Source organism: Caproiciproducens lactatisolvens, from assembly GCF_052443335.1.
GTDB lineage: Bacteria > Bacillota > Clostridia > Oscillospirales > Acutalibacteraceae > Caproiciproducens.
In genome coordinates, this window is record NZ_CP195750.1 from 2065459 (window position 1) to 2089545 (window position 24087).

The 24087-nt window shown below is 54.4% G+C and carries 19 protein-coding genes and 1 pseudogene; 2 read left to right on the forward strand and 18 right to left on the reverse strand.

Annotation, left to right across the window (positions count from 1 at the left end; all coding sequences use genetic code 11):
* Nucleotides 1–98: 98 nt before the first annotated feature.
* From ACRQV7_RS10180 to ACRQV7_RS10190, 3 genes are all read right to left on the reverse strand, one after another.
* Nucleotides 99–1199, reverse strand: a complete 1101-nt coding sequence (locus ACRQV7_RS10180; protein WP_444658041.1) for a GerAB/ArcD/ProY family transporter — start codon at nucleotides 1197–1199, stop codon at nucleotides 99–101.
* A 269-nt stretch (nucleotides 1200–1468) separates the two neighbouring features.
* Nucleotides 1469–2611, reverse strand: coding sequence for a Ger(x)C family spore germination protein (locus ACRQV7_RS10185; protein ID WP_444658042.1), 1143 nt, complete (start codon nucleotides 2609–2611; stop codon nucleotides 1469–1471).
* Nucleotides 2604–4175: a spore germination protein gene (locus tag ACRQV7_RS10190; RefSeq protein WP_444658043.1), complete on the reverse strand. Its 1572-nt coding sequence runs from the start codon at nucleotides 4173–4175 to the stop codon at nucleotides 2604–2606. The genes ACRQV7_RS10185 and ACRQV7_RS10190 overlap by 8 nt, the downstream gene beginning before the upstream one ends.
* A gap of 159 nt (nucleotides 4176–4334) precedes the next feature.
* On the opposite strand from ACRQV7_RS10190, the gene ACRQV7_RS10195 reads away from it, so the two are divergent.
* Nucleotides 4335–5000, forward strand: coding sequence for an undecaprenyl diphosphate synthase family protein (locus ACRQV7_RS10195; RefSeq protein ID WP_444658044.1), 666 nt, complete (start codon nucleotides 4335–4337; stop codon nucleotides 4998–5000).
* A 14-nt stretch (nucleotides 5001–5014) separates the two neighbouring features.
* Here ACRQV7_RS10195 and ytaF read toward each other — a convergent pair whose 3' ends face one another.
* Complete coding sequence (gene ytaF, locus ACRQV7_RS10200) at nucleotides 5015–5632, reverse strand: sporulation membrane protein YtaF (RefSeq protein WP_444658045.1); 618 nt, start codon at nucleotides 5630–5632, stop codon at nucleotides 5015–5017.
* A 187-nt stretch (nucleotides 5633–5819) separates the two neighbouring features.
* Between ytaF and ACRQV7_RS10205 the strand changes: the two genes are divergently transcribed.
* The gene (locus ACRQV7_RS10205) at nucleotides 5820–6203 is read left to right on the forward strand and encodes a phage holin family protein (protein ID WP_442867960.1); all 384 of its coding nucleotides are present in this window, start codon (nucleotides 5820–5822) and stop codon (nucleotides 6201–6203) included.
* 53 nt (nucleotides 6204–6256) lie between these two features.
* On the opposite strand, the gene ACRQV7_RS10210 is transcribed toward ACRQV7_RS10205, so the two are convergent.
* The 14 genes and pseudogenes from ACRQV7_RS10210 to ACRQV7_RS10275 form a co-directional block, all read right to left on the reverse strand.
* Nucleotides 6257–7513, reverse strand: a complete 1257-nt coding sequence (locus ACRQV7_RS10210) for a glycosyltransferase (RefSeq protein WP_444658046.1) — start codon at nucleotides 7511–7513, stop codon at nucleotides 6257–6259.
* A 31-nt stretch (nucleotides 7514–7544) separates the two neighbouring features.
* Entirely contained in the window at nucleotides 7545–8870 is a 1326-nt protein-coding gene (rfbH, locus tag ACRQV7_RS10215; RefSeq protein ID WP_444658047.1) for a lipopolysaccharide biosynthesis protein RfbH, read from the reverse strand.
* 1 nt (nucleotide 8871) lies between these two features.
* Complete coding sequence (locus ACRQV7_RS10220; protein ID WP_444658048.1) at nucleotides 8872–9981, reverse strand: DegT/DnrJ/EryC1/StrS family aminotransferase; 1110 nt, start codon at nucleotides 9979–9981, stop codon at nucleotides 8872–8874.
* Between the two features lie 13 nt (nucleotides 9982–9994).
* Complete coding sequence (locus ACRQV7_RS10225; protein ID WP_444658049.1) at nucleotides 9995–10690, reverse strand: GNAT family N-acetyltransferase; 696 nt, start codon at nucleotides 10688–10690, stop codon at nucleotides 9995–9997.
* Complete coding sequence (locus tag ACRQV7_RS10230) at nucleotides 10677–12443, reverse strand: thiamine pyrophosphate-binding protein (protein WP_444658050.1); 1767 nt, start codon at nucleotides 12441–12443, stop codon at nucleotides 10677–10679. Before ACRQV7_RS10230 ends, ACRQV7_RS10225 begins: the two co-directional genes overlap by 14 nt.
* 18 nt (nucleotides 12444–12461) lie before the next feature.
* Nucleotides 12462–13565: a CDP-glucose 4,6-dehydratase gene (gene rfbG / locus ACRQV7_RS10235; protein WP_444658051.1), complete on the reverse strand. Its 1104-nt coding sequence runs from the start codon at nucleotides 13563–13565 to the stop codon at nucleotides 12462–12464.
* On the reverse strand, nucleotides 13547–14317 hold the full coding sequence (rfbF, locus tag ACRQV7_RS10240) for a glucose-1-phosphate cytidylyltransferase (RefSeq protein ID WP_444658052.1): 771 nt from the start codon (nucleotides 14315–14317) through the stop codon (nucleotides 13547–13549). The genes rfbG and rfbF overlap by 19 nt, the downstream gene beginning before the upstream one ends.
* A 118-nt stretch (nucleotides 14318–14435) precedes the next feature.
* Nucleotides 14436–15524, reverse strand: coding sequence for a tetratricopeptide repeat-containing glycosyltransferase (locus ACRQV7_RS10245; protein ID WP_444658053.1), 1089 nt, complete (start codon nucleotides 15522–15524; stop codon nucleotides 14436–14438).
* Between the two features lie 9 nt (nucleotides 15525–15533).
* Nucleotides 15534–16643: a tetratricopeptide repeat-containing glycosyltransferase gene (locus tag ACRQV7_RS10250; RefSeq protein ID WP_444658054.1), complete on the reverse strand. Its 1110-nt coding sequence runs from the start codon at nucleotides 16641–16643 to the stop codon at nucleotides 15534–15536.
* Between the two features lie 99 nt (nucleotides 16644–16742).
* Nucleotides 16743–17750, reverse strand: a pseudogene (locus ACRQV7_RS10255) (exosporium glycoprotein BclB-related protein); the annotation flags it as partial.
* 816 nt (nucleotides 17751–18566) lie between these two features.
* A complete protein-coding gene (locus ACRQV7_RS10260; protein ID WP_444660262.1) occupies nucleotides 18567–20771 on the reverse strand; it encodes a BclA C-terminal domain-containing protein in 2205 nt (734 codons plus the stop codon).
* Between the two features lie 400 nt (nucleotides 20772–21171).
* Nucleotides 21172–21627: a hypothetical protein gene (locus ACRQV7_RS10265; protein ID WP_444658055.1), complete on the reverse strand. Its 456-nt coding sequence runs from the start codon at nucleotides 21625–21627 to the stop codon at nucleotides 21172–21174.
* A gap of 957 nt (nucleotides 21628–22584) precedes the next feature.
* Nucleotides 22585–22875 carry a hypothetical protein gene (locus tag ACRQV7_RS10270; RefSeq protein WP_141825586.1) on the reverse strand — a complete coding sequence of 97 codons (291 nt, stop codon included), beginning with the start codon at nucleotides 22873–22875 and terminating at the stop codon, nucleotides 22585–22587.
* Nucleotides 22876–23062: 187 nt separating this feature from the next.
* Entirely contained in the window at nucleotides 23063–24043 is a 981-nt protein-coding gene (locus ACRQV7_RS10275; RefSeq protein ID WP_444658056.1) for a CAP domain-containing protein, read from the reverse strand.
* Between the last annotated feature and the right edge of the window lie 44 nt (nucleotides 24044–24087).

Below are 24087 nucleotides of genomic sequence, written 5' to 3' on the forward strand. Positions count from 1 at the left end.
TGATTTCCGCCTGGTTCATCTAAAAAAATCCTCTGAAAACGATCCCGAACGAACCTTCGCCGGACGGTTGCGTGCGGCGAAGACGCCGCTGTTTCCGTTTACGCGGGTTTTTCCGCCGCTTTCCCCTGTATGCGCGCCCTGATTTCACCGCCGATCCAGATCATGAGCGGGATAACGATCTGGAAAGGAATGGCATAAATTTTATAGATGTCCAAAAAGTTAATCATCTCCATGGTGTTGCGGTAAACGATGCTGCACAGGGCCAGCATACAAAGGCTGACCGGGAGCACCAGCTTCTTGCAATCCCGTATATTGAACAGGCTGGCCAGCCCTTTGGACGCCGCCAGAAGACAAACGGTAATTTTGGTGATTCCTCCCAAAATGAAGTTCGTTGAGATAAAGCCTTCCACTCTTGCAAGAAAGTCGCTGAGACTGATGATTCTCGCGGCCGAATAAGAGGGAAAAGTCTCCACTTTCATCATGGCCGCGCCCAGCGCCGCAATATTTCTCAGAGCGACAATCAGCATAATCAGGGCCCCCAGCACTTCAGCCCATACATATATTTTAAAGGGATTGTCTTCCTTTTTTACATAATCCGCCAGAGCCAGAAACAGCATCGTTTCAACAAACGGGAAAGTAAAAAGCTCATAGGAACCTGTCAGAATCGTTTTTGTACTGTGTTCCATAACGGGCAGGAAATTATTCATATCAAAACGATTGTACAGCAGCATGACCGTAAGAAACATAATGGAAACAATGATCACCAGACTCACCAGCGACCATTTCCCCAAAATTTCCGCCCCGCTCCTGGCCATATAGGTGGTGACCAGAATCATGACAATCATCAGTGCAAGCTGGGGGGTCTCCGGCATCGCCGTTATTTCGACAAACTCGGAAAAATTCCGAAGAACCAACGCGCCCAGATGAAGGGCATACCAGGCAATCAGAGCGGTTACGATTTTACCGGCAATTTTTCCGAACAGGATCTCTGTCACTTCAAAAATATTTTTTTCCGGAAACAGTTTGATGATTTTTGCGTAAATCAGAACCATCGGAATTGCGATCACCTGCGACAGAAGCAGAGCAATCCAGGAGTCCTGCCCCGCTTCGGAGTTTCCTCCCAGTACTACGCTGCTCCCGCAGATATAAACAACAATAACGCATATGGCCTGACGCATTGAGAGGTACTGTTTCTTCATCGGAACCTGTTCCTTTCCAAGTTAATCGCCGCATTCGTATTTTACGGCTTATAAAAACTTTCAACAATCTGTCGGATGGGGCCGGAGGGACCGGGGAGCACGATGTCGAACGTGTACAGGATCAGTACGCAAAAACTGACCGTGAGCAGTATCGAATAAATCCACGTTATCTTTTTTTCACCGTTTTTTACAACGGGAACAAAATCGATGAGAATAATTACCAGATATAAACCGATTACGATAAAGGTCATCAAGGCGAACACCCACTTTCAACTGTGCTTGAGAAAAGCGGTATTGACTATCTTCACCTGGGACTGTACTTCTACCTGGATAGTCGGAAAAATCTTATCCCATTGCGGTTTCAGCTGCTTCCAAAGCGTCAGATCTTTTTTATAGATCATTTCGCCAAATCCAAAAATATCCGAGTTATATTCCTTTTGAACCTTCCGAATAACATTCTCGGTCTTCTCTTTGATCATTTCCTGTGCTTTTTGCTCAATTTTGCCGATCGTTTTTTCATCCAGCAGATCCGTATCCGCTTCTGACTCGTCCACAAAGGCCTCGGTCTCGATCTGAAGCGTCACCTTCAGCTTCCCGCCCGAATAAGAATAGGAAGCTTTCGTTGTGCTTTTTGAAATTTCGAGAGATATGTCAGGGTTATTTTGCTCCGTAGAGGATACGGTCAGGATTCCGCCGTGAAGGCCGTCCACTGCAAACAAATAATATCTGCTGTCCTCCGGAGGCAGGAGCCCCACCATTTTGTTCCCTTTGAAGACCGCTTCGCCGTCTGCTTCCACGACCGTTTGCTCATCATTTTCGACGTTGCGGAAAACCGGAAGGGTAAGGGAATGCCCCTCGCTTTTCAGCGTGCTGAACGCACGATACAGCTGAACGCTTTCTATGGTGCCCACGGTGCTCTGGTCACCATCAAGAATCTTCTTGATTTCATAGGAGACGACCGAATTGTCAAGCCCATAGAGACTCAGAATATCTTTCGCCGTCCTTTCCTCGGAAACGACGATCTCCACCGTTTCACGGCACTCCTCGTCGGATAAAAACCAGACGAGCACATTGTCCAGCTTTCCGCTTTCGGCAAGCTCATTGCCTATGATCAGGATCTCGTTATTGCCCCAATACAGCTTGTTGAGCAGCCTTTTCTTTGCATTTCTGACCGCGTCCATCACCGTTTTGCCCCGCGACTCCACAAGTTTGGCTTTGGTGCCCGCTTCGTCTTGAGAGGTGGTTAAATCGATGACTTCACAGCTGAGCAAATACTCCTGAGTGTCCGGATCCAGGTCAATCCCCACACCCGCGACAACTGTGATTTCGTTCATTCCCCGGTAACTCCAACAGCCCGACAGGAAAAACAGCAGCACAAAGCTCATCACCAGGCAGACTATTTTCTTACTCATGATTTCCTCCGCTGTCTTTTCCTTGAGTGCTCTTCATCCGTACAAGATTGTTCGTCATCGACTTTGTTCTTGTAAGCATTTCCCACCATGGCGCCCTGATAAAAGTATCCTTGATTTCCTGGAACTGAAGCGACCCGTTGAAGTGAAGCTGAGAAACTCCGAACGAGTGCAGATTCAGAATATGGATGAGCACGGCCGAAGAGCCCAGAAAAAATCCGAATAACCCAAAGCAGGTAGCCATCGCCAGCAGGAACACGCGCGTATAAATCACCGGCGCGTTCATTTTAGGAACCAGCAGGCCGGTGATCCCCGTAAGCGCGACGACAATGATCATGGGAGCGGCCACCAGCCTTGCATCCACCGCGGCTTGTCCGATCACAAGAGCGCCGACAATGCTGAGCGGCTGCCCGATATTGGAAGGCATGCGGATTCCGGTTTCACGCAGAATATCAAATACGGCGAGCATGATAAACGCTTCCGCAGCAGCGGGCAGCGGTACGCTCTTTCTGGAGCTGGCTATGCTGATCAAAAGCTGGGTAGGCAGCATCTGCTGCTGAAACGCCACAATTGCGACATAAAGCGCCGGAACGCAAATGGTCAGAAAAAAGCCCATAATACGCACAAACCGCGACAGGGAGGTATAATAGAAGCTCAGGTAGTAGTCCTCGTTGCTCTGAAAATTTTCAATAAAAAGATAAGGAATGGTCAGGACGACCGGCGTTCCGTCCAGAAAAACGGCGATTCTGCCTTCCAGAAGCTTTCCCACGACGACGTCGGGGCGTTCCGTATACCCCGTCGTGCGGAAGGGAGACCCTATGGAATCCCTGGTCAGCTCAGTAATGTAGTTGGTGTCCAGAACTCCGTCGATATCGATCAGTTCAAGACGGCGGTAAAGCTCTTTCAGAATATTTTTGTTGACAATTTTATCGATATAACAGATACAGGCTCTGGTTCTTGTGACCTTTCCCATCGTGGTAAATTTCATTTTCAACTCATTGGTACGCACTTTGCGGCGGATCAGCGAAAGATTCTGGAGCAGGGATTCGTTAAACCCTTCCCTGGGTCCCGAAAGGATTTTTTCATTTTCCGGCTCGTCCATCGAGCGGGTCATAAATCCTTTGGAATTCAGAATGACGGCTTCCTCCACGCCCTCCACAAATAAAACGGTGTCGCCGTAGGTGACGGCCTCCACAATTTCTTTTATTACCTTCGTCTTTTTGATCTCGTTGATGAAAACGACGTTTTCGATCAGATCGTCAGCGAGATGCTCGTCCGGATGCCCTCCGGCCGCGTCGGAAAGCATCAGCGGCTTGATGATATTTTCGTTGATGATCTCGGAATTGACCATGCCGTCGCAATAGACGATGCAGTATTTCAGGTCTTTGTCATGGTTGTTCTGAAAATATCTGACAATCAGGATGTCCACATCGGTAAAAAGCTTTTTGATGATTTCCACATTGGTATCCAGCGACCGGCTCAAATGGTTTTCGTCCAGCTTCCGGTTCAAATTCTCAACCTGCCCCGTTACAACCGCGTTTTTTCGCTTTGATGAAAAATGAAACATATCCGATCCTCCGCGTGAAACAATTGTTTTTATTATTGCATATCGTTGAGAAAATATGTAAATTGCATTGAAGTTCCACAAAGCCCTGCCCTCTTTGAGTATAATTGTTCCTGTTTTATGCAGACTATTCTCTGAAAATCAAACGAATCGGAGAGAAAAATGAACAGGTTATCTTTCGGCAGACTGCCCCGGCACATTGGGATTATTCCGGACGGCAACAGACGATGGGCTGAAAAAAACGGATATGAAAAACAGGACGGCTACCAATTCGGCATTGCACCGGGATTTGAGCTCTACAAAACCTGTCTTGAGCTCGGGATTCAGGAAATGACTTTCTACGGCTTCACCATCGACAACACGAAGCGTCCGTCCGTTCAGACAAAAGCCTTTCAGAGCGCCTGTGTGGACGCGGTCAGGAACCTTGCCAATCAGGACGCCGACCTCTTAATCGTCGGCAATACGGAGTCGCCGTTATTCCCGAAAGAGCTTCTGCCTTATTCCAAAAGGGTGCGTTTCGGCCGCGGCCTTATGAAAGTCAATTTTCTTGTGAACTACGGATGGAACTGGGACTTAAACTGCTCCCTGAAAAACAGCGAAGCCGGCATCGGCGGCAACATGGCAAATACGATCGCATCCTCGGATATTTCGAGAATCGATTTGATCATCCGCTGGGGAGGAAGACGCCGCCTGAGCGGCTTTCTGCCCATTCAATCCATCTATGCGGACATTTATGTGCTGGACGAGCTGTGGCCGGATTTCAAACCCGAGCAGTTTTATCGGGCCCTTGCATGGTATCAGGACCAGGATGTCACCCTCGGCGGCTGATTTCCGGCACCGGATCAGATCAGCATCTCAAAAATTCCGAGCGCAATGACGATCCCGCCCGAAATCAGCGGGACAAACCGGGAAAGCGACTTCGGAATGCAGCCCCTTCCCACACGGTACCCCAGGGTAATGGAAAACATACTGATCAGAAATGTAAAAATCGTTGTGGCGCATATGTTCAGCCCCGAGATGCTCGCGCCGACGCCCATGCCGAAATTATTGACGGTCAGCGCCAGGGCCAGAATTGCGGACTCTCTGACATCGATCGTTCCCGAACTGTCCAGATCCGCTTTTTCGGGGTCTTTGAGCATGGTATTGAGATTCACCTTTTCCTCCTGTCCGACTTCGTCTTCTTCCCGCGGCTTTTTAAAGAAATCCCTGAGAAACCAAAGTCCGATGAGAATCAGGAGGATGCTGCCAAGCGTATTGGATACCGACGCGGGGAAAAACCGGCCGATGATCCCGCCGATCCACATGGAAAGGAAGGTGCCGGCCCCCGTGATAACGGCAATCAGAAAATTAATAAAAAAATTCATTTTAATTTTCCGCATTCCAAAGGTAATTGCCACGGTAAAATTGTCAAGGTTTGCCGACAGCGCAAATAATAATACGGATATCAGATACAAATTCACTCACCGCCAAAACATTATTTCTACCATAATAATGTCGGCGGCAAATTTATGTGATTGAATTTTTTAACCGAATAATGGCTTAACAATAACTGTCAGCCGCCGTAAAGGATATCGCGGCGGTATTTCGTCAAAACTATATCTGTCCGTACCAAATCCATTTTGCGTGCGGTACAGGAGGGATGAATAAATGACACACGAAGGGCATATGGATACCGAGCATTCAACGCAGTCAGCCGGTTCGGAATTTCTCCGCTGGTTTGGCAGAATGATCATTACAGCAGTCGTTCTTGCAGTCGTATCGTTTTTGACCCCGGGCTTTTCCATCCGAGGATTATGGTCATTTCTGCTTGCTGCAGTAGTCATCAGCGTGATTGACTATCTGGTGGAAAAGATGATGAAAGTGGACGCAGCTCCCTTTGGGAAAGGATTGAAAGGATTTATTATATCCGCAATTATCATCTACGTCGCACAGTTTTTAGTCCCCGGCATGAGCGTTTCGATTATCGGCGCCATTCTGGGTGCTTTGGTCATCGGCATTGTCGATGCGGTCTTTCCAGTCAGAGTCATGTAGCATGGAGTAATTCCTGAAACATTTGTAAAGGAGGTCTGAAAAGCGAAACGCTTTCAGACCTCCGTCTTTTGATTTAAAAAACAATAATAATAGCCGCGGGCATTTTTTATCTCAGCCATCCCCAGACTCCCGAAAAGCGTCCTGATGCGTTCATGCAGCTCCTCATCCGGCGCGGTACAGACAATCTGGCCGCCGTCCTTCAGGATTCCTTTCAGGTCGCCGGCCAGTCCCTCCAGGTCGCCGACTTGATCCATTTCGCTTTCCAGAACGATGATGTCATAGGTTCTTGAACCGAACAGGGGCACCAGAGCGTCCATGTCCGCATACGTGCAGTATTCGCAGATGGAGGAAAGGTCGGCCATGTTATCTTCCCTTCCGGAAAGATAATACAGCCTGATATCGGCCGCGCCCTTTTCCTTTAATAAATTTTTGATCTGAAGCAGGGTCGCGCCGCAGGACATGCCGATTCCCAGAATGTTTTTGCCGCTGCCGCCGTCGTAGTTCAGTACGGTCAGGAGCGTGCCGTCAATAAACGCGGCCTGCCACGGATGGACGCCGAATTTGCTGATGAACAGGTTCAGATTTCTTTGCGCCAGATTGTTTTTTGCATATTCCGCCTGAAAGGTCACGGAGCCGAAGTGATGCACAAACGTGTCTTTCGCCAGGATCAGTTTGTAGCCCGCCCTGCGGATGCGGAAGCTGATGGCGTCGTCGTCATAGGCCCCGGGATTGAAATCCTCGTCAAATCCTCCCAGCTCCTTCTGCAGGCTCGTGCGGAACAGGCAGGTGTAGGTGACAAGCTTCATCTTCTCTTCCCAGAGGCACGGGTTGCTCACGTTGTACACCTGAGCCATCCGCTGCATTTCCGGGATCGACTGATAGGGAAGGTCCACCTGCTGCCCGTTGGAGGACGCGCTGCACACCGGCACGACCATCCCGATTTTTTCATCCGATTCCATACAGGCGATCAGGTTGTCAAGCCAGTGGGCGGTCACGACAATGTCGTTGCTCAGATTCAGGGTATATTTTCCCTGTGCGATTCTGAACCCGCAGTTGACTGCTTTGTCCACCCCGACATTTTCGGGGAAACTGATTTTTTTGCTGTTGGGCAGGCTGTTGAAGAACTCTTTCGTCCCGTCCGTGGAGCCGTTATTGACGGTAATCAGCTCAAAATCGATATGGGAGGTATATTGGAACAGGCTTTCCACACACAGCTTCGTATAACTGAGATGATTGTAGGCGAGCAGGACAATGCTCACGACCGGCGTGTGCCGGTTTTCCGGTTTTGCTGGTACAGGTTCCGTATTCATCACCGCTTTCTTGCGCCGGTCCCGGCTGAAATTATGACATAAACCGGTCGATCGTCCGGATAACATACTCGATCATTTCGTCGCTCAGCCCCGGATACACGCCGATAAAAAAGGTGTTGAGAAGAACATCGTCCGTGTGCTCCAGACTGCCGCAGATCCGGTGCCGGATATTCCGGTAGCCGGGGTGGCGTAAAATATTCCCCGCAAACAGCATCCGCGTTTCGATCTGGTTTTCCTCCAGAAACCGGACAATGTCCCTGCGGGTAAACGCGGCTTCCTTTCTGACCGTCAGCGGCAGGGCGAACCACGAGGGGTCGGCCTTCGGCAGAGAGCGCGGCAGAAGAAAGCTGTCCTGATATTTTTCCAGCGCGCGGTACAGCCGCCGGAAATTCCGCTTCCGCTTTTCGCTGAAGGACGGCAGCTTTTTCAGCTGCTCAATCCCCATGGCGCACTGAATGTCGAGCGGCTTCAGATTGTAGCCGATATTGCCGTATACATATTTGTGGTCGTAGCCGTACGGCAGGCTTTCATAGGTGTGGTCAAACCGATGGCCGCAGGCGCCGCCGGGGTTCTGTTCGCCCGTCTGGCAAAAGCAGTCCCGCCCCCAGTCGCGCAGGGACAGGGCCTGACGGTACAGGTCGAGGCGGTTGGTCAGCACCGCGCCCCCCTCCCCCATGGTGATATGGTGGGCGGCGTAAAAGCTGTAGGTCGAAAAATCGCCGAAGGTACCGCAGAGCTTTCCGTCGTAACGGGAATCCAGCGCGTCGCAGGTGTCCTCAATGACATAGAGATCATACCAGCGGGCAAAGTCCATGACCGCGTCCATCTGCGCGGGGTTGCCGAGCGTGTGGGCCAGTACAACCGCGCGGGTGCGGTCCGACCTTGCGTCTTCGAGCCGGCCGGCGTCCAGATTATAGGTTCCCTCTTCAACATCGACAAAGACGGGGACAAGCCCGTTTTGCAGGAGGGGATTCAGCGTAGTGGGAAAGGCAAGCGCCGGGGTAATCACTTCATCCCCCGGCCGGAGCGGATTTTCCAGCCGGGGCGAACACAGCGCCCCGACCGCGACCAAATTGGCGGACGACCCGGAATTGACAACCAGCCCATACCGCATCCCGGTATAGGAAAGGAACTGTGTGAGAAACTCTTTGCCCTTCGGTCCCAGCGTCAGCCAAAAATCCAGCACGCTGTCCACCATGGCCTGCATTTCCTTTTCATCAAATACCCTGCCGGAATAATGCACCCTTGTTTTTCCCGGAACAAACGGTCGTTCCTGTTCCCTGAGCTCATAAATACGGGCGACACGGTCGAGGATTTCCTTCCGGAGCTTTTGCTCCGCTTCCATACGGTCCTCCATATCAGCCCTCCCGCATCAGCCCCGTCAGGCTGGAACACACGAAATCGATATCGTCCTCCTCCAGATTGGCCGCCGAGGGCAGGGAGATCCCGCGTTTTTCCACAAGCGCCGCGACCGGGTTTTCAAAGCGCTGTTTGTAGACGGGGAAGCGGCTCATCTGCGGAAATCCGGGACGCGCATGGATGTTCAGCTTTCTTAACCCGGCAAGGATTTCGTCCCTGTCCGCCGTTACCGAATCCTCCAGCAGCAGGGATGGATAGCAGTAATTGCTTCTGCAGCCAGGCTTTTCCCTGACGATTTTCAGCCCTTTCACCTCTTTCAGGCGGGTATCGTACCAGTTGAAAATCTGCCTTTTTTTCGCGATCAGCTCTTCCACGCGTTCCAGCTGTGCAAGGGCGAGCGACGCGGAAACATTGCTCATGACATATTCAAAGCCCAGAAGGTCCGACCAGAAAACGGCCTCGCGGTCGGTGCGGCCCATGTCTGCCAGAAGCTTTGCGCGCTGGTAGATATCCTCGTTGTCGGTCAGAAGCATGCCGCCTTCCCCGCTGACCGTCATCTTTGCGCCCTGAAAGCTGAAGCAGGCGACGTCTCCGAAGCCGCCGACCGGCTTTCCGTGGTACTGCGCGCCGACGGCGGGCGCGGCGTCCTCTATGACAAAAAGGCCGTATTCCTTCGCGATACTCATGATCTCATCCATTTCGGCGGGATGCCCGAACGTATGCACCAGCATGATGGCCTTTGTCTTTTTCGTAACGGCCTTTCGGATACATGCCGGATCGATCGTCCAGGTGTCCGGGTCAATGTCCACAAAAACGCAGTCCGCGCCGGTATAGGAAACGGCGTACGCCGTCGCCACCCAGCTGAAATCGGTGACAATCACTTCATCCCCCGCTTTCAGCCCTACGGCGGCCGCGGCAAGGTGCAGCGCATGGGTGCAGCAGTGGGTCGCAATGGCGTATTTGACCCCGACGTAATCCGCGAACGCTCTTTCCAGCTTTCTGATATACCCGTCAAAATTTTCGTACCATCCGTTCCGGACCGCGTCCGTGACGTAGGCCACCTCTTTTTCCGTAATGGACGGCCCCGCAAAGCTGATTTTTTTCCTCAAGGCAAATCCTCCTTCAAATGGGCATGGTATCGTTTTGCCGCTTCCATTTTTTGATATCAAGCTTCATTTGCATATAATGCTTTTCCGCCCGCTGGTGGCGTTTGGTTTTCGATTCCGACCAGGATTCGCCCCGCGCCGTGAAAGCCCGGTAAAGGGGAATGTCCCCCGAGGGATAAAAGCCGTTCCTCCTGTAAAAGGCGATTGCCCGCGTATTGTCGGACAATACGCGCAGCCTCACCTGCCGGAGCTTCAATTTGCCGAGGCCCCAGCGGATCAGCGTATTCAGCGCAAACGTCATCATCCCCGGATATCCGATTTTCAGCCCTCGGATGACGGCGTCGATTTCACAGGAGCGGCGTCGGCAGTCAAAAGACGAAAAGCCGATATGCCCCACCCTCGCGCCGTCCGCAGCTACAATCAGGAACAGGACCCGGTCATCCCGCGCGATAATCCCGTCCAGCCATTTTTCGGTGCTCCCGGCGGTCGCTTCGAACGAAGCCGGGGACATATGGGAATTTTCATTCCGCCATCCGGCAAACAGGGCGGCGCAGTCCGGAACCGCATAGCGGTACTCCTTTGTGATGGGACGCAGGTACCCCTGAATGATTCCGTGCCGGTCATAGACGGGAAGATAGAGAAACGGCTCGTAGGGGCTGATCCGTTTGACCGCGTCCAATGTTTTTTTCACATACTTTTTATAATGGCGCATCGTCATTCCCTCCCCCGCCGTCATAGAGTCTGATCAGCATATTTTCCGCAAGCTCCGTCCGCGGCAGCAGCGGTTCCTGATCTTCGATGGGCCGGCTGACGGACAGCTTCGGCCACACCTGCGTATTCTGTTCGAGCCGGATGTCGATCAGGACGGGGTCGTTGGACTCCAGCAGGGGCCGGACGGCGAGAAGCTCTTCCAGCGTTTCCACCCGGACGCCCGCAATGCCGTAGGCCTTTGCGATTCTGCAAAAGTCCGGGGCCTCGTAATCCTTCACGGTGGCACAGAAGCGGTTTTCAAAATACTGTTCCTGGAAATGGCGGATCATCCCCAGGCAGCGGTTGTTCATAACGATGATCTTCACGGGGATACGGTTCCGCTTGACAGTCTCCAATTCCTGAATGTTCATCTGCAGCCCGCCGTCCCCGTTGATGGAAAGGACGGCTCCCCCGCTCCGCTTTCCAAAGCTTGCGCCGATCGCCGCCGGCAGGGAAAAGCCCATCGCTCCCATTCCCCCGGAAATCAGCATCCGCTGTCCTTTCCGGACGGTCATAGACTGCGCCGCCCACATCTGGTTCTGCCCGACGTCAAGACAGAGGATGTCGTTTTCCTCCGTCATGGCGGAAATCTTGGAAAGGATATAATTGGGGTCCGGCATTTCCGGTTTCTCCACAAACGGGTAACGCTTCCTGTAGCCCTTCACGCGCTCGATCCACGGGCCGTAAGCGTACTCCCCTTCGGGGATCTGATGGATGTGTCCGCGCATTTCCGCAAGGAACCGCCCCGCGTCCATGGCAATGGCGACCTCATCCTCTTTGACCTTCCTGCCCAGCTCATTCCCGTCGATATCCACCCGGATCAGCCGGGCCCCGCGCGCGAAGCTGCTCACGTTTGTGCCGGTCTGTCGGGTGTCCAGCCTTGTGCCGAGCGCGAGGATCAGGTCGCTGTTGGCAACGGCCAGATTGGCGCAGCGGTTGCCGTACACACCGATCATCCCGAAATAATTGTCATGGGTGCCGTCGTACGCGTCGCGTCCCATCAGCGAGCTGACCACCGGGATTCCCGTCGTCTCGGCAAAACGGCTGAAAAGCTCCTGAGCGCCGGAAAGCCGCACCCCTCCGCCGGCCAGGAGAACCGGCCTGCGGGCACGGCGGAAATACTCCACAACCTTTTCGGGGCTGAACGATTCATCCGTTTCTCCGGCTGCCTCGTATTCCTCAAGGGAACGGGCATCCACCTCCGCCCGCTGGACGTCCATCGGGATATCCAGCAAAACGGGGCCCTTCCTGCCGGAATTGGCGATATGAACCGCCTTTTCCAGCTCATAACGGATTTTTTTAGGGTCCGTGATGCGCACGGCGTATTTGACAACCGGCGCGGCAACGCTGACAATATCGGTTTCCTGAAAGCCCCTCTGCCGGATGGGAAGGTCACCCTTGTATTCATAGGTATTGACCTGACCGGTCAGGTAAAGGCACGGGATGGAATCAAAATACGCGCTGCCGATCCCCGTGATCAGATTGGTGGCGCCGGGGCCGCTGGTCGCGACCGCCACGCCGATGTCGTTGCGTACTCTCGCGTAGCCCTCCGCGGCAAAAGCGGCCCCCTGCTCGTTGCAGGCGGCGATAAACCGGAGGTCGCTGCGCCGGTACAGGGAATCCACCAGATGGGTCACGGCGCCGCCCTGATAGCCGAACACATAAGTACAGCCGTATTCCGCCAAAAACTCCGCGATATAATCGGACAGTTTCAAAGCAGCCTCACCTCCCCGTCAGTCCGGAGCCGCCTCCATGCACGCCGCGGAGTAAGAGGAAATCTGCCTTCTGCAGAGGGCGTAAACGTCCTCCCTGCGGTAATTCTGGTACCACTCCACGGTATATTCCAACGCTTTCTTCAGATTCATACGGGGCTTCCACCCGAGAAACGTCTTCGCTTTGGTGCAGTCAAGGCTCAGCATAGCGGTCTCATGCAGGGACGTATATTCCGAGCAGTCCACCCATTCCCCGCTTCCCCAGAGCGAGATCAGCTCGTCGGCCAGCCGGCCGACCGGGACAGCGGAATCCGCATCCGGGCCGAAATTCCAAGCCCCCGTGTACCGCGAACCCTTCTCCGCCATTTGATATACCAGCAGAAGATAGCCGTAAATCGGTTCCAGAACATGCTGCCACGGCCGGACAGACTCGGGATTCCGGAGCATAACGGGGCTGTGGGACTGCAGGGCGCGGATACAGTCGGGAACGAGCCTGTCTTCCGCCCAGTCCCCTCCCCCGAACACGTTGCCCGCCCGCGCGGTAGAAACGCATTTTCCGGGGCGGGTACTGAAAAAGGAGCTCCGGTACGCGGCCGCAGCAAGCTCCGCGCAGCCCTTGCTGGCGCTGTACGGATCATATCCGCCCAGCGCGTCCCCTTCCCGGTAGCCCCAGAACTGCTCTCTGTTTTCATAGCATTTGTCGGACGTAACGATCACGCCCGTTTTTACGGTCCGGGAAAGCCGGATGTTTTCCAGCACTTCCACGGTTCCCATGACATTGGTCTCAAACGTTTCGCCCGGGATCTCATAGGAACGGCGGACAATGGGCTGCGCGGCAAGGTGAAACACGATTTCCGGCTCGTATAGGTCGAAAATCTGTTTGAGTCTTGCCCCGTCGCGGATGTCCCCGCGGATATCCACCGTTCTGTGCCGCAGCCCGCACAGGCTGAAATTGCCGTTTTCCGCCGGGGGATCCAGCGCGTAGCCGACCACCCTTGCGCCCAGCAAATACAGCCACAGGCAAAGCCAGGAGCCCTTAAAGCCCGTGTGGCCGGTCACCAGCACATTTTTCCCGCGGTAAAAGCCCCCGAACATTCTGCCCAGGTCTATTTCCATATCTTCCATGGCGTCTCCCCCGTTTTCCATAGCGTATTGACCCTTTCCACATCCTTGTAAGTATCAATCGCCGTCCAGAAGCCGCTGTGCCTGTAAACGGCGAGCTCGTGGTCAAGGGCAAGCCTGTGCAGAGGCTCCTGCTCAAAAGCGCAGTCCTCTTCCGGCAGATATTCAAACACCCTGCGGTTCAGGACCATATAGCCGCCGTTGATGGTGTCCTCCAACACCGGCTTCTCCTTAAACGCGGTCACGATCCCTTCCCGCGTTTCGATCACCCCAAAGGGGGAGTTCGGGCTCACACCCGTCAGAGTCGCGATTTTCCCGGTTTTTTTATGGCAGACATAGAGCTTGCGGATATTGACGTCGCTCAGGCCGTCGCCGTACGTCAGCATGAAATCTTCATCGTCAATATATTTCTCGATCTGTTTGATCCGGCCGCCGGTCTGCGTTTCCGCCCCGGTGTCCACAATCGTAACGTTCCAATCCTCTTCCCCCGCGGTATGATATTCCACGGCTTCCTGCAGTCCCGTCTTTACGGTGAAATCATTGTTCCGCCACCGCATTTCCATGAAATACCGCTTGATCATATCGCCTTTGTACCCCACGCACAGAATGAAATCGTTGATTCCGTAATAAGAATAGGTTTTCATAATGTGCCAGATAATCGGATTTTCGCCCACCTCCACCAAGGGCTTGGGGCGGAATTCCGTCTCCTCCCGCATACGCGTGCCTTTTCCTCCGCAAAGAATGACTACCTTCATACCTGCACCCGTCTTTCCGTGCAAAACTGCGGTTTTCCTTCGTTGATGCTCTGTTTTTATTTATATATGCGAATATTGGAGCGTTTACCACTGCTGAAAAGCTGTCCCCACACCGCTTTTAATGATTTGCTTTCAGCTCGATCAGCCTGAGGTTGTTTTGCAGCCTTTCGTCCTTGGGGCTGAACGCCAGCGCCGCCTTTGCGTGGGCAAGGGATTCCCCGTACATTCCGAGCCGGTAACAGGCGATCGCGCACAGGTCATCCGGCGTATAATCCCACGCGTATCCCATGTTGACATAGACCATGGACTTCTGCCTGATCTTGAGCGCTTCCGCCGCCATATAGTACGCCATGGGCCAGTTTGATGTCTGATAGGCCATTTGGGCGCACTCTACATAGGGTTCGCGCATATGGGGCACTTCCGCGATGGCGCGGCAATACCAGCTGAAAGCCTCCGTCAGATTGGAAAGCCGGAAGCAGGATTTTGCGATCCAGCGCATGGACGCGCACCGTTCTTCCTTCCAGATGGAAGACGGCAGCGCCAGATGCCGTTTTAATTCCGCGATGCATTCTTTCCACATGCCCTTGTACATATATTCCCGTCCAAGGTAATACGCCACGCGGTCGTCCTGAGGCGTTTCTTTCGCCGCAAGCTCCAGCAGAGGCAGATAGGAGCCCCTGGATTTTGCGGCGTCCGGGTAGTGATTCAGCTCCATTCCGGTAATGTAGATGATTTTTTCCGGTCCGGTGCCGACATATTTCAGACACTCGTGAACGGGATAAGCCCATTGATAGCTGTGCCTGTCATGGATTTTGAAGTAGCTGAACTGCACGTCGGGCGTACCGTCCTCTTTCAGGCTCCAGTTGTAAAGGTATTTTCCCATGGTGGTGCCGGGCTGCCACGATTTTTCCACACAGTCGCGCCACCCCCTGGTAAATACTTCGTCAAGATCGGTGCACACGCAGATATCGGCGTCCTCCGGGACATGGTCAAGGGACAGGTTGCGTGCCACGTCGAACCGCCACGGCTTTATTTCTTCCGTGCAGACCACCGCGCCGCGCTCCCTAAATTTTTCAACGGTGCCGTCGGTGGAGCCCGTGTCCGTCACAACGATCACGTCCGCTTCCCTCATGGAATCCATCCAGCGGTCGACAAACTTTTCCTCATTCTTACAGATCGCATACACGCAAATTCGATACTTTTTCAAAAGATCACCTCAAACCTTCGGGTCCGGCTGCGCATCGGGAAGCTTCAGCTTAATCAGTTCCAGGTTCTTTTTCAGGCGCTCGTCGTCCGGCTGCAGTTCGCACGCCCGGGTAGCATAATCGCAGGATAACCGGTACAATCCCAGCCGGTAGGCGCTGATCGCCCCAAGGTCGTACAGCGAATACCCCCATGCGGCCGGCTCAAACAGATAGCTGCCCGATTTTTCCGTGATTTTCAGCGCCTCGCTGACCATGAAAAAGACAAGGGGCCAGTCGTTCATCCGGTACCCGAGCTGGGCCATCTGGTGATAGGGCTCCCGGATCGTCGGGCATTCGGCAATCGCCCTGAACAGCCACAGGCGGGCCGCGTTTTTATCTTCCTTTCCCTGATAACAGCTTGCGATAAAGCGCATGGCGGCGCACCGCTCCTCGTTCCAGAGAGCGGTGGGCATCTTCAGGTAATTGTTCAATGTTTCGATGCTTTTATCAAGCATTCCCTTATACATGTATTCCCGGCCAAGCCAGAAAGCGACCCGGTCGTCCTGAGGATTCTCCTTAGCGGACAGCTCAAGCAGGGGCAGGTACTGGCTTCTGGGTTTACTGACATCCGGATAATGGTTCAGCACCAGGCCGGGGACCCACACCGTTCTGTCCGGATCCTCGCCGCTGTAGGCCAGAACCTCATGGACAGGATGCACCCAACGGAAGCCGTGCCGCCGGTGAATTTTCTCCATTGTGAACTGCTTGCCGTACGTCCCGTCGCTGTTGTGGCTCCAAGTAAACAGATATCTTGCGCGTGTATAGATGGGAAGCCAGGCGTTTTCCAGCTTCTCCCTCCATCCTGCTTCAAATACTTCATCCAGATCATTGGAAACGCAGATATCCACGTCCTCAGGGATATGGTCCATAGCCAGATTTCTCGCCGCGTCGAATCGCCAGGGGCTGATGGTTTCCACATAGACGGCGGCCCCTCTTTCGCGGAGCTTTTCCACCGTTCTGTCCGTGGAACCCGTGTCCGTTACAACCACCAGGTCCGCCTCGCTGACCGCGTCCATCCAGCGGTCGACGAATTTTTCCTCGTTTTTCGTAATGGCATAAACACAGATTTTATACCGATTCAATTTCGCACCCTCTTCTCAGTAATTATGTAAATCGTTTGGTCCCCCTTTCGGAGAGGCCAAACGATCATCATATTCATTATTTTTCTGTGCGGGCCGCGTTTAAGCGATGGTCACACCGGCACTGGCATAGCCGGCAACGGCTGTAACAAGATCAACACCTGCTACGGTAATGAAATAAACCATCAGCAGGCGCGTTCCCGCGGCTACCGAAATGCTCAGCCCTGTCTCAATTACGCTGGATACGGCACCAAGGGAGATAGCACCCGTCAGAGGGGGGGCCAGAGTGACCAGCGTACCGGCAATCGGTGTGAACGTGTTGTCCGGTGTGGTCGATTCATACAACTGCGCGGTAATTGTCACCGTTGATCCTACCAAAGATAATGCCACCGTTGTACTAAAGAATGCTGCAACGGAAGTGATCGTGCCGTCACGCGGAACGGAAAACGCTTCGTTGACTGTGATACCCGGGCCACCCGTCAGATCGATTGATGCTCCAAGCACGGTTAATCCTTCAGCGGAACTTCCAAAGCCAATAAATGCGGGGGTTCCGGCTAAGCCGCCTGCAATAGATGTCAGAGTAACCGGTAACCCCGATGCAAAGGGGATAATCGCCGATCCGCCTGTCGGGCCGGTGTCTCCGGTAGCCCCTGTCGGGCCGGTGTCTCCGGTTGTTCCTGTCGGACCGGTATCCCCGGTTGCTCCTGTCGGGCCGGTATCGCCGGTTGCTCCCGTTGGACCTGTGTCACCTGTAGCCCCTGTAGGGCCTGTGGCTCCGGTTGGGCCTGTCGGGCCTGTGGCTCCGGTTGCTCCCGTTGGACCTGTGTCACCTGTAGCCCCTGTAGGGCCTGTGGCTCCGGTTGGGCCTGTCGGGCCTGTGGCTCCGGTTGCTCCCGTTGGACCTGTGGCTCCGGTTGCTCCGGTTGGACCGGTATCTCCGGTTGCTCCTGTCGGACCTGTGGATCCGGTAGCCCCTGTTGGGCCGGTATCGCCGGTTGCTCCTGTCGGGCCTGTGTCCCCGGCTGCTCCTGTTGGACCGGTATCCCCGGTTGTTCCCGTTGGACCGGTATCTCCAGTTGCTCCCGTTGGACCGGTATCTCCGGTTGCTCCCGCCGGACCGGTATCCCCGGCTGTTCCTGTTGGGCCTGTGTCGCCGGTTGCCCCCGTTGGGCCTGTCGGACCTGTGGGACCGGTAGGAGTAACAATATCATCCTCAATTACGACGAGGGTCGCGGTTAACGGCACCATCGGTGAATAGAAAACCACCTGCGTGCTGGCATTTACCAACGACACTGTCACGGGCGCCGCAGTTACATCGATAATTCCCAGTCCTACGACTTCCCCCGTTTTCAGCGGTGAGTTGCCCTCCAGAAGATCTCCCTGTGAAGAGGAAAGCGCAAACACCGTCCCATTGGCTGACAGAGAGGATTGGGATGTTACCCACCAATTTATCTCATATCTTCCCGCTTCATTAAAAGTGATTTCTCCGGTTGCCGGGTTATAACTTACATTTCCTGCCGAATAAACTATGCTGTCAAAAACCACGTTAGCCGCAACCGCCACTGAACCATCTGTTGTACGTTCTATCTGTAGTGCTATATTGCTCAATTAAAATCCTCCAATACTATCTTGCTCAATGAGGTATTCTTTACAGATTTACCTCTGTGATAACTGCCTGAACAGGGCCGCCAAACCGAAGGTTACCCAGTGGCATTGGTAAGCGTAATAGCGCCTGTGACCGCTCCCACGGTTACTAAAACAATCACACTGGCTCCGTTCGGCAGCCATACCTACACTGCCAAGAAACTATGCCTGAATTTCCAGAAAAGCGACAGCGGACCAGGGACCTTCAGACCCGTGGGGTCGTTTACATTGGAAAACTGTACGAGAACATGCCCGAAAGGGCATGCTCCCGTACAAAGGGAATTACGCAAGACGTATTACAGTAAGGGTGGCACCTGCACCGTCCTGAAGTGTTGCCGTACCCAGCAAGCCGAAGAACTGAAGCTGAAGCTGATCTCCGGCAGTCAGCGGAACAATGGTAGTGGCGCTGAAGGCTGAGACGGAAACGAGGGGAGAAAAAACAGATCCGGGAATCGCCGTGCTGTTTTGGAGTACCTGAGTAGACACGAGCAGACCCGCGGTTACGTTAATCTGGTAAGTTACCAGATAGGTGCCCGTACTGGGAACAGTAAAGATTGTGTTTGCCCCATCGACAGTGAAGCTATCCAGGTTCTGGTTGTCAGGCAGGGCTATCGAGGTACCGCCTGCCACCGTGGCGATCGTGTCACCTGTGGCATTTTGTGCACTCATGGAGTTCTCTGTGACAGAAGGCCCAGTGGGTCCGGTGGGTCCGATGTCTCCAAGTAGGCCTGCAACACCGGCCGCTCCTGCCGGGCCGGTATCCCCGGTTGCTCCTGTCGGACCGGTATCCCCGGTTGCTCCTGTCGGACCTGTGTCTCCAGTTGCCCCTGTAGGACCTGTGTCACCTGTAGCCCCTGTTGGGCCGGTGGCTCCAGCCGCACCTGTCGGACCGGTGGCTCCGGTCGCTCCTGTAGGACCTGTGTCGCCGGTTGTTCCCGTTGGACCGGTATCTCCGGTTGTTCCCGTCGGACCGGTATCTCCGGTTGCTCCCGTAGGACCGGTATCACCGGTTGCTCCTGCCGGACCGGTATCTCCAGTTGTTCCTATAGGACCTGTGTCTCCGGTAGCCCCTGTCGGGCCGGTGTCTCCGGTTGTTCCTGTCGGACCGGTATCCCCAGTTGTTCCTATAGGACCTGTGTCGCCGGTAGCCCCTGTCGGACCTGTATCCCCAGTTGTTCCTATAGGACCTGTGTCTCCGGTTGCTCCCGTAGGACCGGTGTCTCCAGTCGCTCCTGTTGGGCCGGTGTCTCCGGTTGCTCCCGTTGGACCGGTATCCCCGGTTGCTCCTGTCGGACCTGTGTCTCCAGTTGCTCCCGTTGGACCTGTGTTTCCGGTTGCTCCCGTTGGACCGGTGTCTCCGGTTGTTCCCGTTGGACCGGTATCTCCGGTTGCTCCCGCCGGACCGGTATCTCCGGTTGCTCCCGTTGGACCTGTATCACCAGTTGCCCCTGTTGGACCGGTGTCTCCAGTCGCTCCTGTCGGACCGGTATCTCCGGTTGCTCCTGCCGGACCGGTATCTCCAGTTGTTCCTATAGGACCTGTGTCGCCGGTTGTTCCCGTTGGACCTGTGTCGCCGGTTGTTCCCGTTGGACCTGTGTCGCCGGTTGTTCCCGTTGGACCTGTGTCCCCGGTTGCCCCTGTCGGGCCGGTGTCTCCGGTTGTTCCTGTCGGACCTGTATCCCCAGTTGTTCCTATAGGACCTGTGTCTCCGGTTGCCCCTGTCGGACCTGTATCCCCGGTTGCTCCCGTAGGACCGGTATCTCCAGTTGCTCCCGTAGGACCGGTGTCTCCGGTTGCCCCTGTTGGACCGGTGTCTCCGGTTGCTCCCGTTGGACCGGTATCCCCGGTTGCTCCTGTCGGACCTGTGTCTCCAGTTGCTCCCGTTGGACCTGTGTTTCCGGTTGCTCCCGTTGGACCGGTATCCCCGGTTGCTCCTGTCGGACCTGTGTCTCCAGTTGCTCCCGTTGGACCTGTGTTTCCGGTTGCTCCCGTTGGACCGGTATCCCCGGTTGCTCCTGTCGGACCTGTGTCTCCAGTTGCTCCCGTTGGACCTGTGTCTCCGGTAGTCCCTGTCGGGCCGGTATCTCCGGTTGCTCCCGTAGGACCAGTATCCCCAGTTGTTCCTATAGGACCTGTGTCACCTGTAGCCCCTGTTGGGCCGGTGGCTCCAGCCGCACCTGTCGGACCGGTGGCTCCGGCTGCTCCTGTTGGACCGGTGGCTCCGGTTGCTCCTGTTGGACCTGTGTCTCCAGTTGCTCCCGTTGGACCGGTATCCCCGGTTGCTCCTGTAGGACCTGTATCACCAGTTGCCCCCGTCGGGCCGGTATCCCCGGTTGCTCCTGTCGGACCTGTGTCTCCAGTTGCTCCCGTTGGACCTGTGTCTCCGGTAGTCCCTGTCGGACCGGTATCTCCGGCTGCTCCTGTCGGGCCGGTCGGAGTAACAATATCATCCTCAATTACGACGAGGGTCGCGGTTAACGGCACCATCGGCGCATAGAAAATCACCTGCGTGCTGGCATTTATCAGCGACACTGTCACAGGTGCCGCAGTTACATCGATAATTCCCAGTCCTACGACTTCCCCCGTTTTCAGCGGTGAGTTGCCCTCCAGAAGATCTCCCTGTGAAGAGGAAAGCGCAAATACTATCCCGTTAGTTGACAGAGAGGATTGGGATGTTACCCACCAATTTATTTCATATCTTCCTGTTTCATTAAAAGTGATTTCTCCGGTCGCCGAATTATAACTTACATTTCCTGCCGAATAAACTACGCTGTCAAAAACCACATTAGCCGCGACCGCAACTGAACCGTCTGTTGTGCGTTCTATCTGTAGTGCTATATTGCTCAATTAAAATCCTCCAATACTATCTTGCACAACGAGGCATTCTTTACAGACTTACCTCTGTGATAACGATATTGGCCTGAACAGGTGTCGCCGCCAAGCCAACGGTCGCTCCAGTGACATTGGTAAGTGTAATAGTGGCCGGAACTGCTCCCACGGTTACCAACACGCTTCCATTCAGCTGCCCTGTTACGATCGGGGACGATCCAAGGACACCGCCGCCGCCATTTAATTCCACTGCAAAGGATACAGTCGTAGCGGCTTCCGCACCATCCGTTGCCACCCACCAAGTTACATAATAATTTCCGGGAGCGGTGATGGTAAATACACCGGTTGCCGCATTATAGGTGATGTTGGGGCTTACGTTAGATGTGAGCGTGTCAAAGATCACATTAGCTCCGTCGGCAACCGTTCCTACACCATCGCCAAGAAGCTGTGCCTGAACTCCCAGCAGAGCAACGGCCGGGCCAGTGGGACCTGTATCACCAGTTGGGCCGGTCACAGTGCTTGCCGCGCCTGTTGGACCGGTCGGGCCGGTCGGACCTGTATCTCCGGTCGGGCCGGTCGGACCTGTATCGCCCGTTGGGCCTGTAACGGTGCTTGCCGCACCTGTTGGACCTGTGGAGCCGGTAGGACCTGTATCGCCCGTTGGGCCCGTAACGGTGCTTGCCGCGCCTGTTGGACCGGTCGGGCCGGTCGGACCTGTATCTCCGGTAGGGCCGGTCACAGTGCTTGCCGCACCTGTTGGACCGGTTGGGCCAGTGGGACCTGTATCACCTGTTGGGCCAGTCACAGTGCTTGCCGCACCTGTTGGACCGGTTGGGCCAGTGGGACCCGTATCTCCCGTCGGGCCGGTAGGACCTGTATCACCCGTTGGGCCTGTAACGGTGCTTGCCGCACCTGTTGGACCTGTGGAGCCGGTAGGACCCGTATCTCCGGTAGGGCCGGTCACAGTGCTTGCCGCGCCTGTTGGACCTGTGGGGCCGGTCGGACCCGTATCTCCCGTTGGGCCGCCAGACGGACCGATAGGACCGGTGGAGCCGGTTGGGCCGGTGGAACCGCTAAAGCCCATAGGGCCCATGGGGCCGGCAGGGCCCTGAGGGCCTCTCGGGCCGGTCGGACCCGGGCGGCAGCAGCCGCACGGATCTTTGCAACAATTATCCAGGCATCCATTATGATAAATTTTCATTTCTGGATTAAACCCGTCACCTGCATCATAGGGCGGGCATCTTCTGCTATTTGACATAATCAAAACTCCCATGTATCAAATTTGTTTACGAATATTAGCATGAACAAACACTTTACGCTTTTTAATATAATATGTGGTGACCCGCGAAAAGTGCAGTATACGCCTGTGTAATGGGAGCGGGCACACCCAGGGATCACATGGATTTTCAGAACATCCTTCCGGCCATCCGGCCGGAAGGATATTCCTTTCCACAGCGGAACGTTACTTCATCTATTTGTTTTCTTTGGTCCCGGTGGCCCTTAATACAGCGGAATACGCCCCATTGGCACTAAGGGCAATGATGACCGCGTTAAACGGTATCAATGCGCCCGACGACCATGTCAGCGCGCCGGTAAAATACGTTGCCCCCAGTAAAAGGATTATCGCAACGAAATAGGACACCCACTGGGTGGCAATGTTTTTAAAAAACGATGCGCTCTTCACGAACTGGGTAATCACCGCAGTCGCGGCGGCGCATCCTGCAAAGGTAGCCAGCGTTTCCCAGGTAAAAAAATTATTCATACTCATTCCTCCTGCTGAAGACCTTTCCAACAGCCCTCTGGTCATTGTCCAGGCCTCCAGTAAACACTTTATGACGCTGCTCTCCATCTTGTTCCAACGTTTTCTGACACGTTCCATGACGGCAAAAAAAGAAGGCCGCCGATAAACGGCAGCCTTCTTTCACATCATTTGAAAGGAAATGAAATTTTTAACCGATGAACTGCTGGGTCCAGTAATAACGGCCCTGTGCGTTCTGGGCAATGCCCACGCCAATCTGGGTAAAGGAAGCATTCAGGATGTTCGCTCTGTGTCCGGGAGAATTCATCCAGCCCTGCATAACCTGCTGCGGGGATGTCTGGCCCATGGCGATGTTTTCGCCGGCGGCCCTGTAGCTGATCCCATACTGCTTCATCATATCAAACGGAGAACCGTAGGTAGGAGACTGATGGTCAAAATAGTTCAGTTTCGCCATGTCCTGCGACTTTAAGGTCGCGGTCTTTGTCAGAGAGGAATTGACAGTAAGGGGCTTGAGTCCGTTTGCGGCCCTTTCCTGATTGACAAGCTGAACTACCTGATTCTGGAAGGAAGCATAGCTTCCGCCCGTAGTGGACGGTGTGCTGGAAGTGCCGCCCTGAGAACTGGAACTCGGCTTGGAACTGGAGCTGGGCTTGGAGCTTGCGCTCGGTTTTGAACTGGAGCTCGGCTTAGAGCTTGCGTTCGTATTGGGGCAGGTGTATGTTTTTCCGCCAATCGTGATCTGATATTTGTTTCCGTTGAAGGAATTGGTCAGACAGTTGGAATTGACTGTGCAGGTGGTGCCTGCTTTGCAGTTGGAGTTGTTGATACAGCCGTTTGCCGTGCTGCAGATCTGGTTGCCGGCACAGCTGTTGCCAACCTTGCAGTTGGCGGAATCGGTTCCCGCCACGGTTCCGTTGGAAGCGGGAGTTTTGGGGCAAACGCTGGATGTACCGGATTTAACGATATCGGCAACGGTGTTGCCTGTTTCCTGTGTGTCCGCCGCCGGTGCTTCGCTGGTTACTTCCACGGCTTCCGCCTGAGAATCGACAGAAACGGTACTTGTGGTGGTGCTTTCGCTTGGTGCAGCCGCGGTATTGCCGCTGTTTACAATCGCGCCGGCCGTACCTGACATCAGCACACATGCAATTAACGCAAGTATTTTCGTTTTCATGTATTATCTCCTTTTCATGCTTCTCGATTTTGAATTGTTACAGG

Bases quoted from the DNA above. Each gene is read 5' to 3' on its own strand.
- ACRQV7_RS10225 (WP_444658049.1), bottom strand. From the start codon at position 10,690: ATGCGCCATTATAAAAAGTATGTGAAAAAAACATTGGACGCGGTCAAA.
- ACRQV7_RS10275 (WP_444658056.1), bottom strand. From the start codon at position 24,043: ATGAAAACGAAAATACTTGCGTTAATTGCATGTGTGCTGATGTCAGGT.
- ACRQV7_RS10260 (WP_444660262.1), bottom strand. From the start codon at position 20,771: ATGGTGCCGTTAACCGCGACCCTCGTCGTAATTGAGGATGATATTGTT.
- ACRQV7_RS10190 (WP_444658043.1), bottom strand. From the start codon at position 4,175: ATGTTTCATTTTTCATCAAAGCGAAAAAACGCGGTTGTAACGGGGCAG.
- ACRQV7_RS10210 (WP_444658046.1), bottom strand. From the start codon at position 7,513: ATGAATACGGAACCTGTACCAGCAAAACCGGAAAACCGGCACACGCCG.
- rfbH (WP_444658047.1), bottom strand. From the start codon at position 8,870: ATGGAGGACCGTATGGAAGCGGAGCAAAAGCTCCGGAAGGAAATCCTC.
- rfbF (WP_444658052.1), bottom strand. From the start codon at position 14,317: ATGAAGGTAGTCATTCTTTGCGGAGGAAAAGGCACGCGTATGCGGGAG.
- ACRQV7_RS10270 (WP_141825586.1), bottom strand. From the start codon at position 22,875: ATGAATAATTTTTTTACCTGGGAAACGCTGGCTACCTTTGCAGGATGC.
- rfbG (WP_444658051.1), bottom strand. From the start codon at position 13,565: ATGGAAGATATGGAAATAGACCTGGGCAGAATGTTCGGGGGCTTTTAC.
- ACRQV7_RS10185 (WP_444658042.1), bottom strand. From the start codon at position 2,611: ATGAGTAAGAAAATAGTCTGCCTGGTGATGAGCTTTGTGCTGCTGTTT.
- ACRQV7_RS10205 (WP_442867960.1), top strand. From the start codon at position 5,820: ATGACACACGAAGGGCATATGGATACCGAGCATTCAACGCAGTCAGCC.
- ACRQV7_RS10180 (WP_444658041.1), bottom strand. From the start codon at position 1,199: ATGAAGAAACAGTACCTCTCAATGCGTCAGGCCATATGCGTTATTGTT.
- ACRQV7_RS10195 (WP_444658044.1), top strand. From the start codon at position 4,335: ATGAACAGGTTATCTTTCGGCAGACTGCCCCGGCACATTGGGATTATT.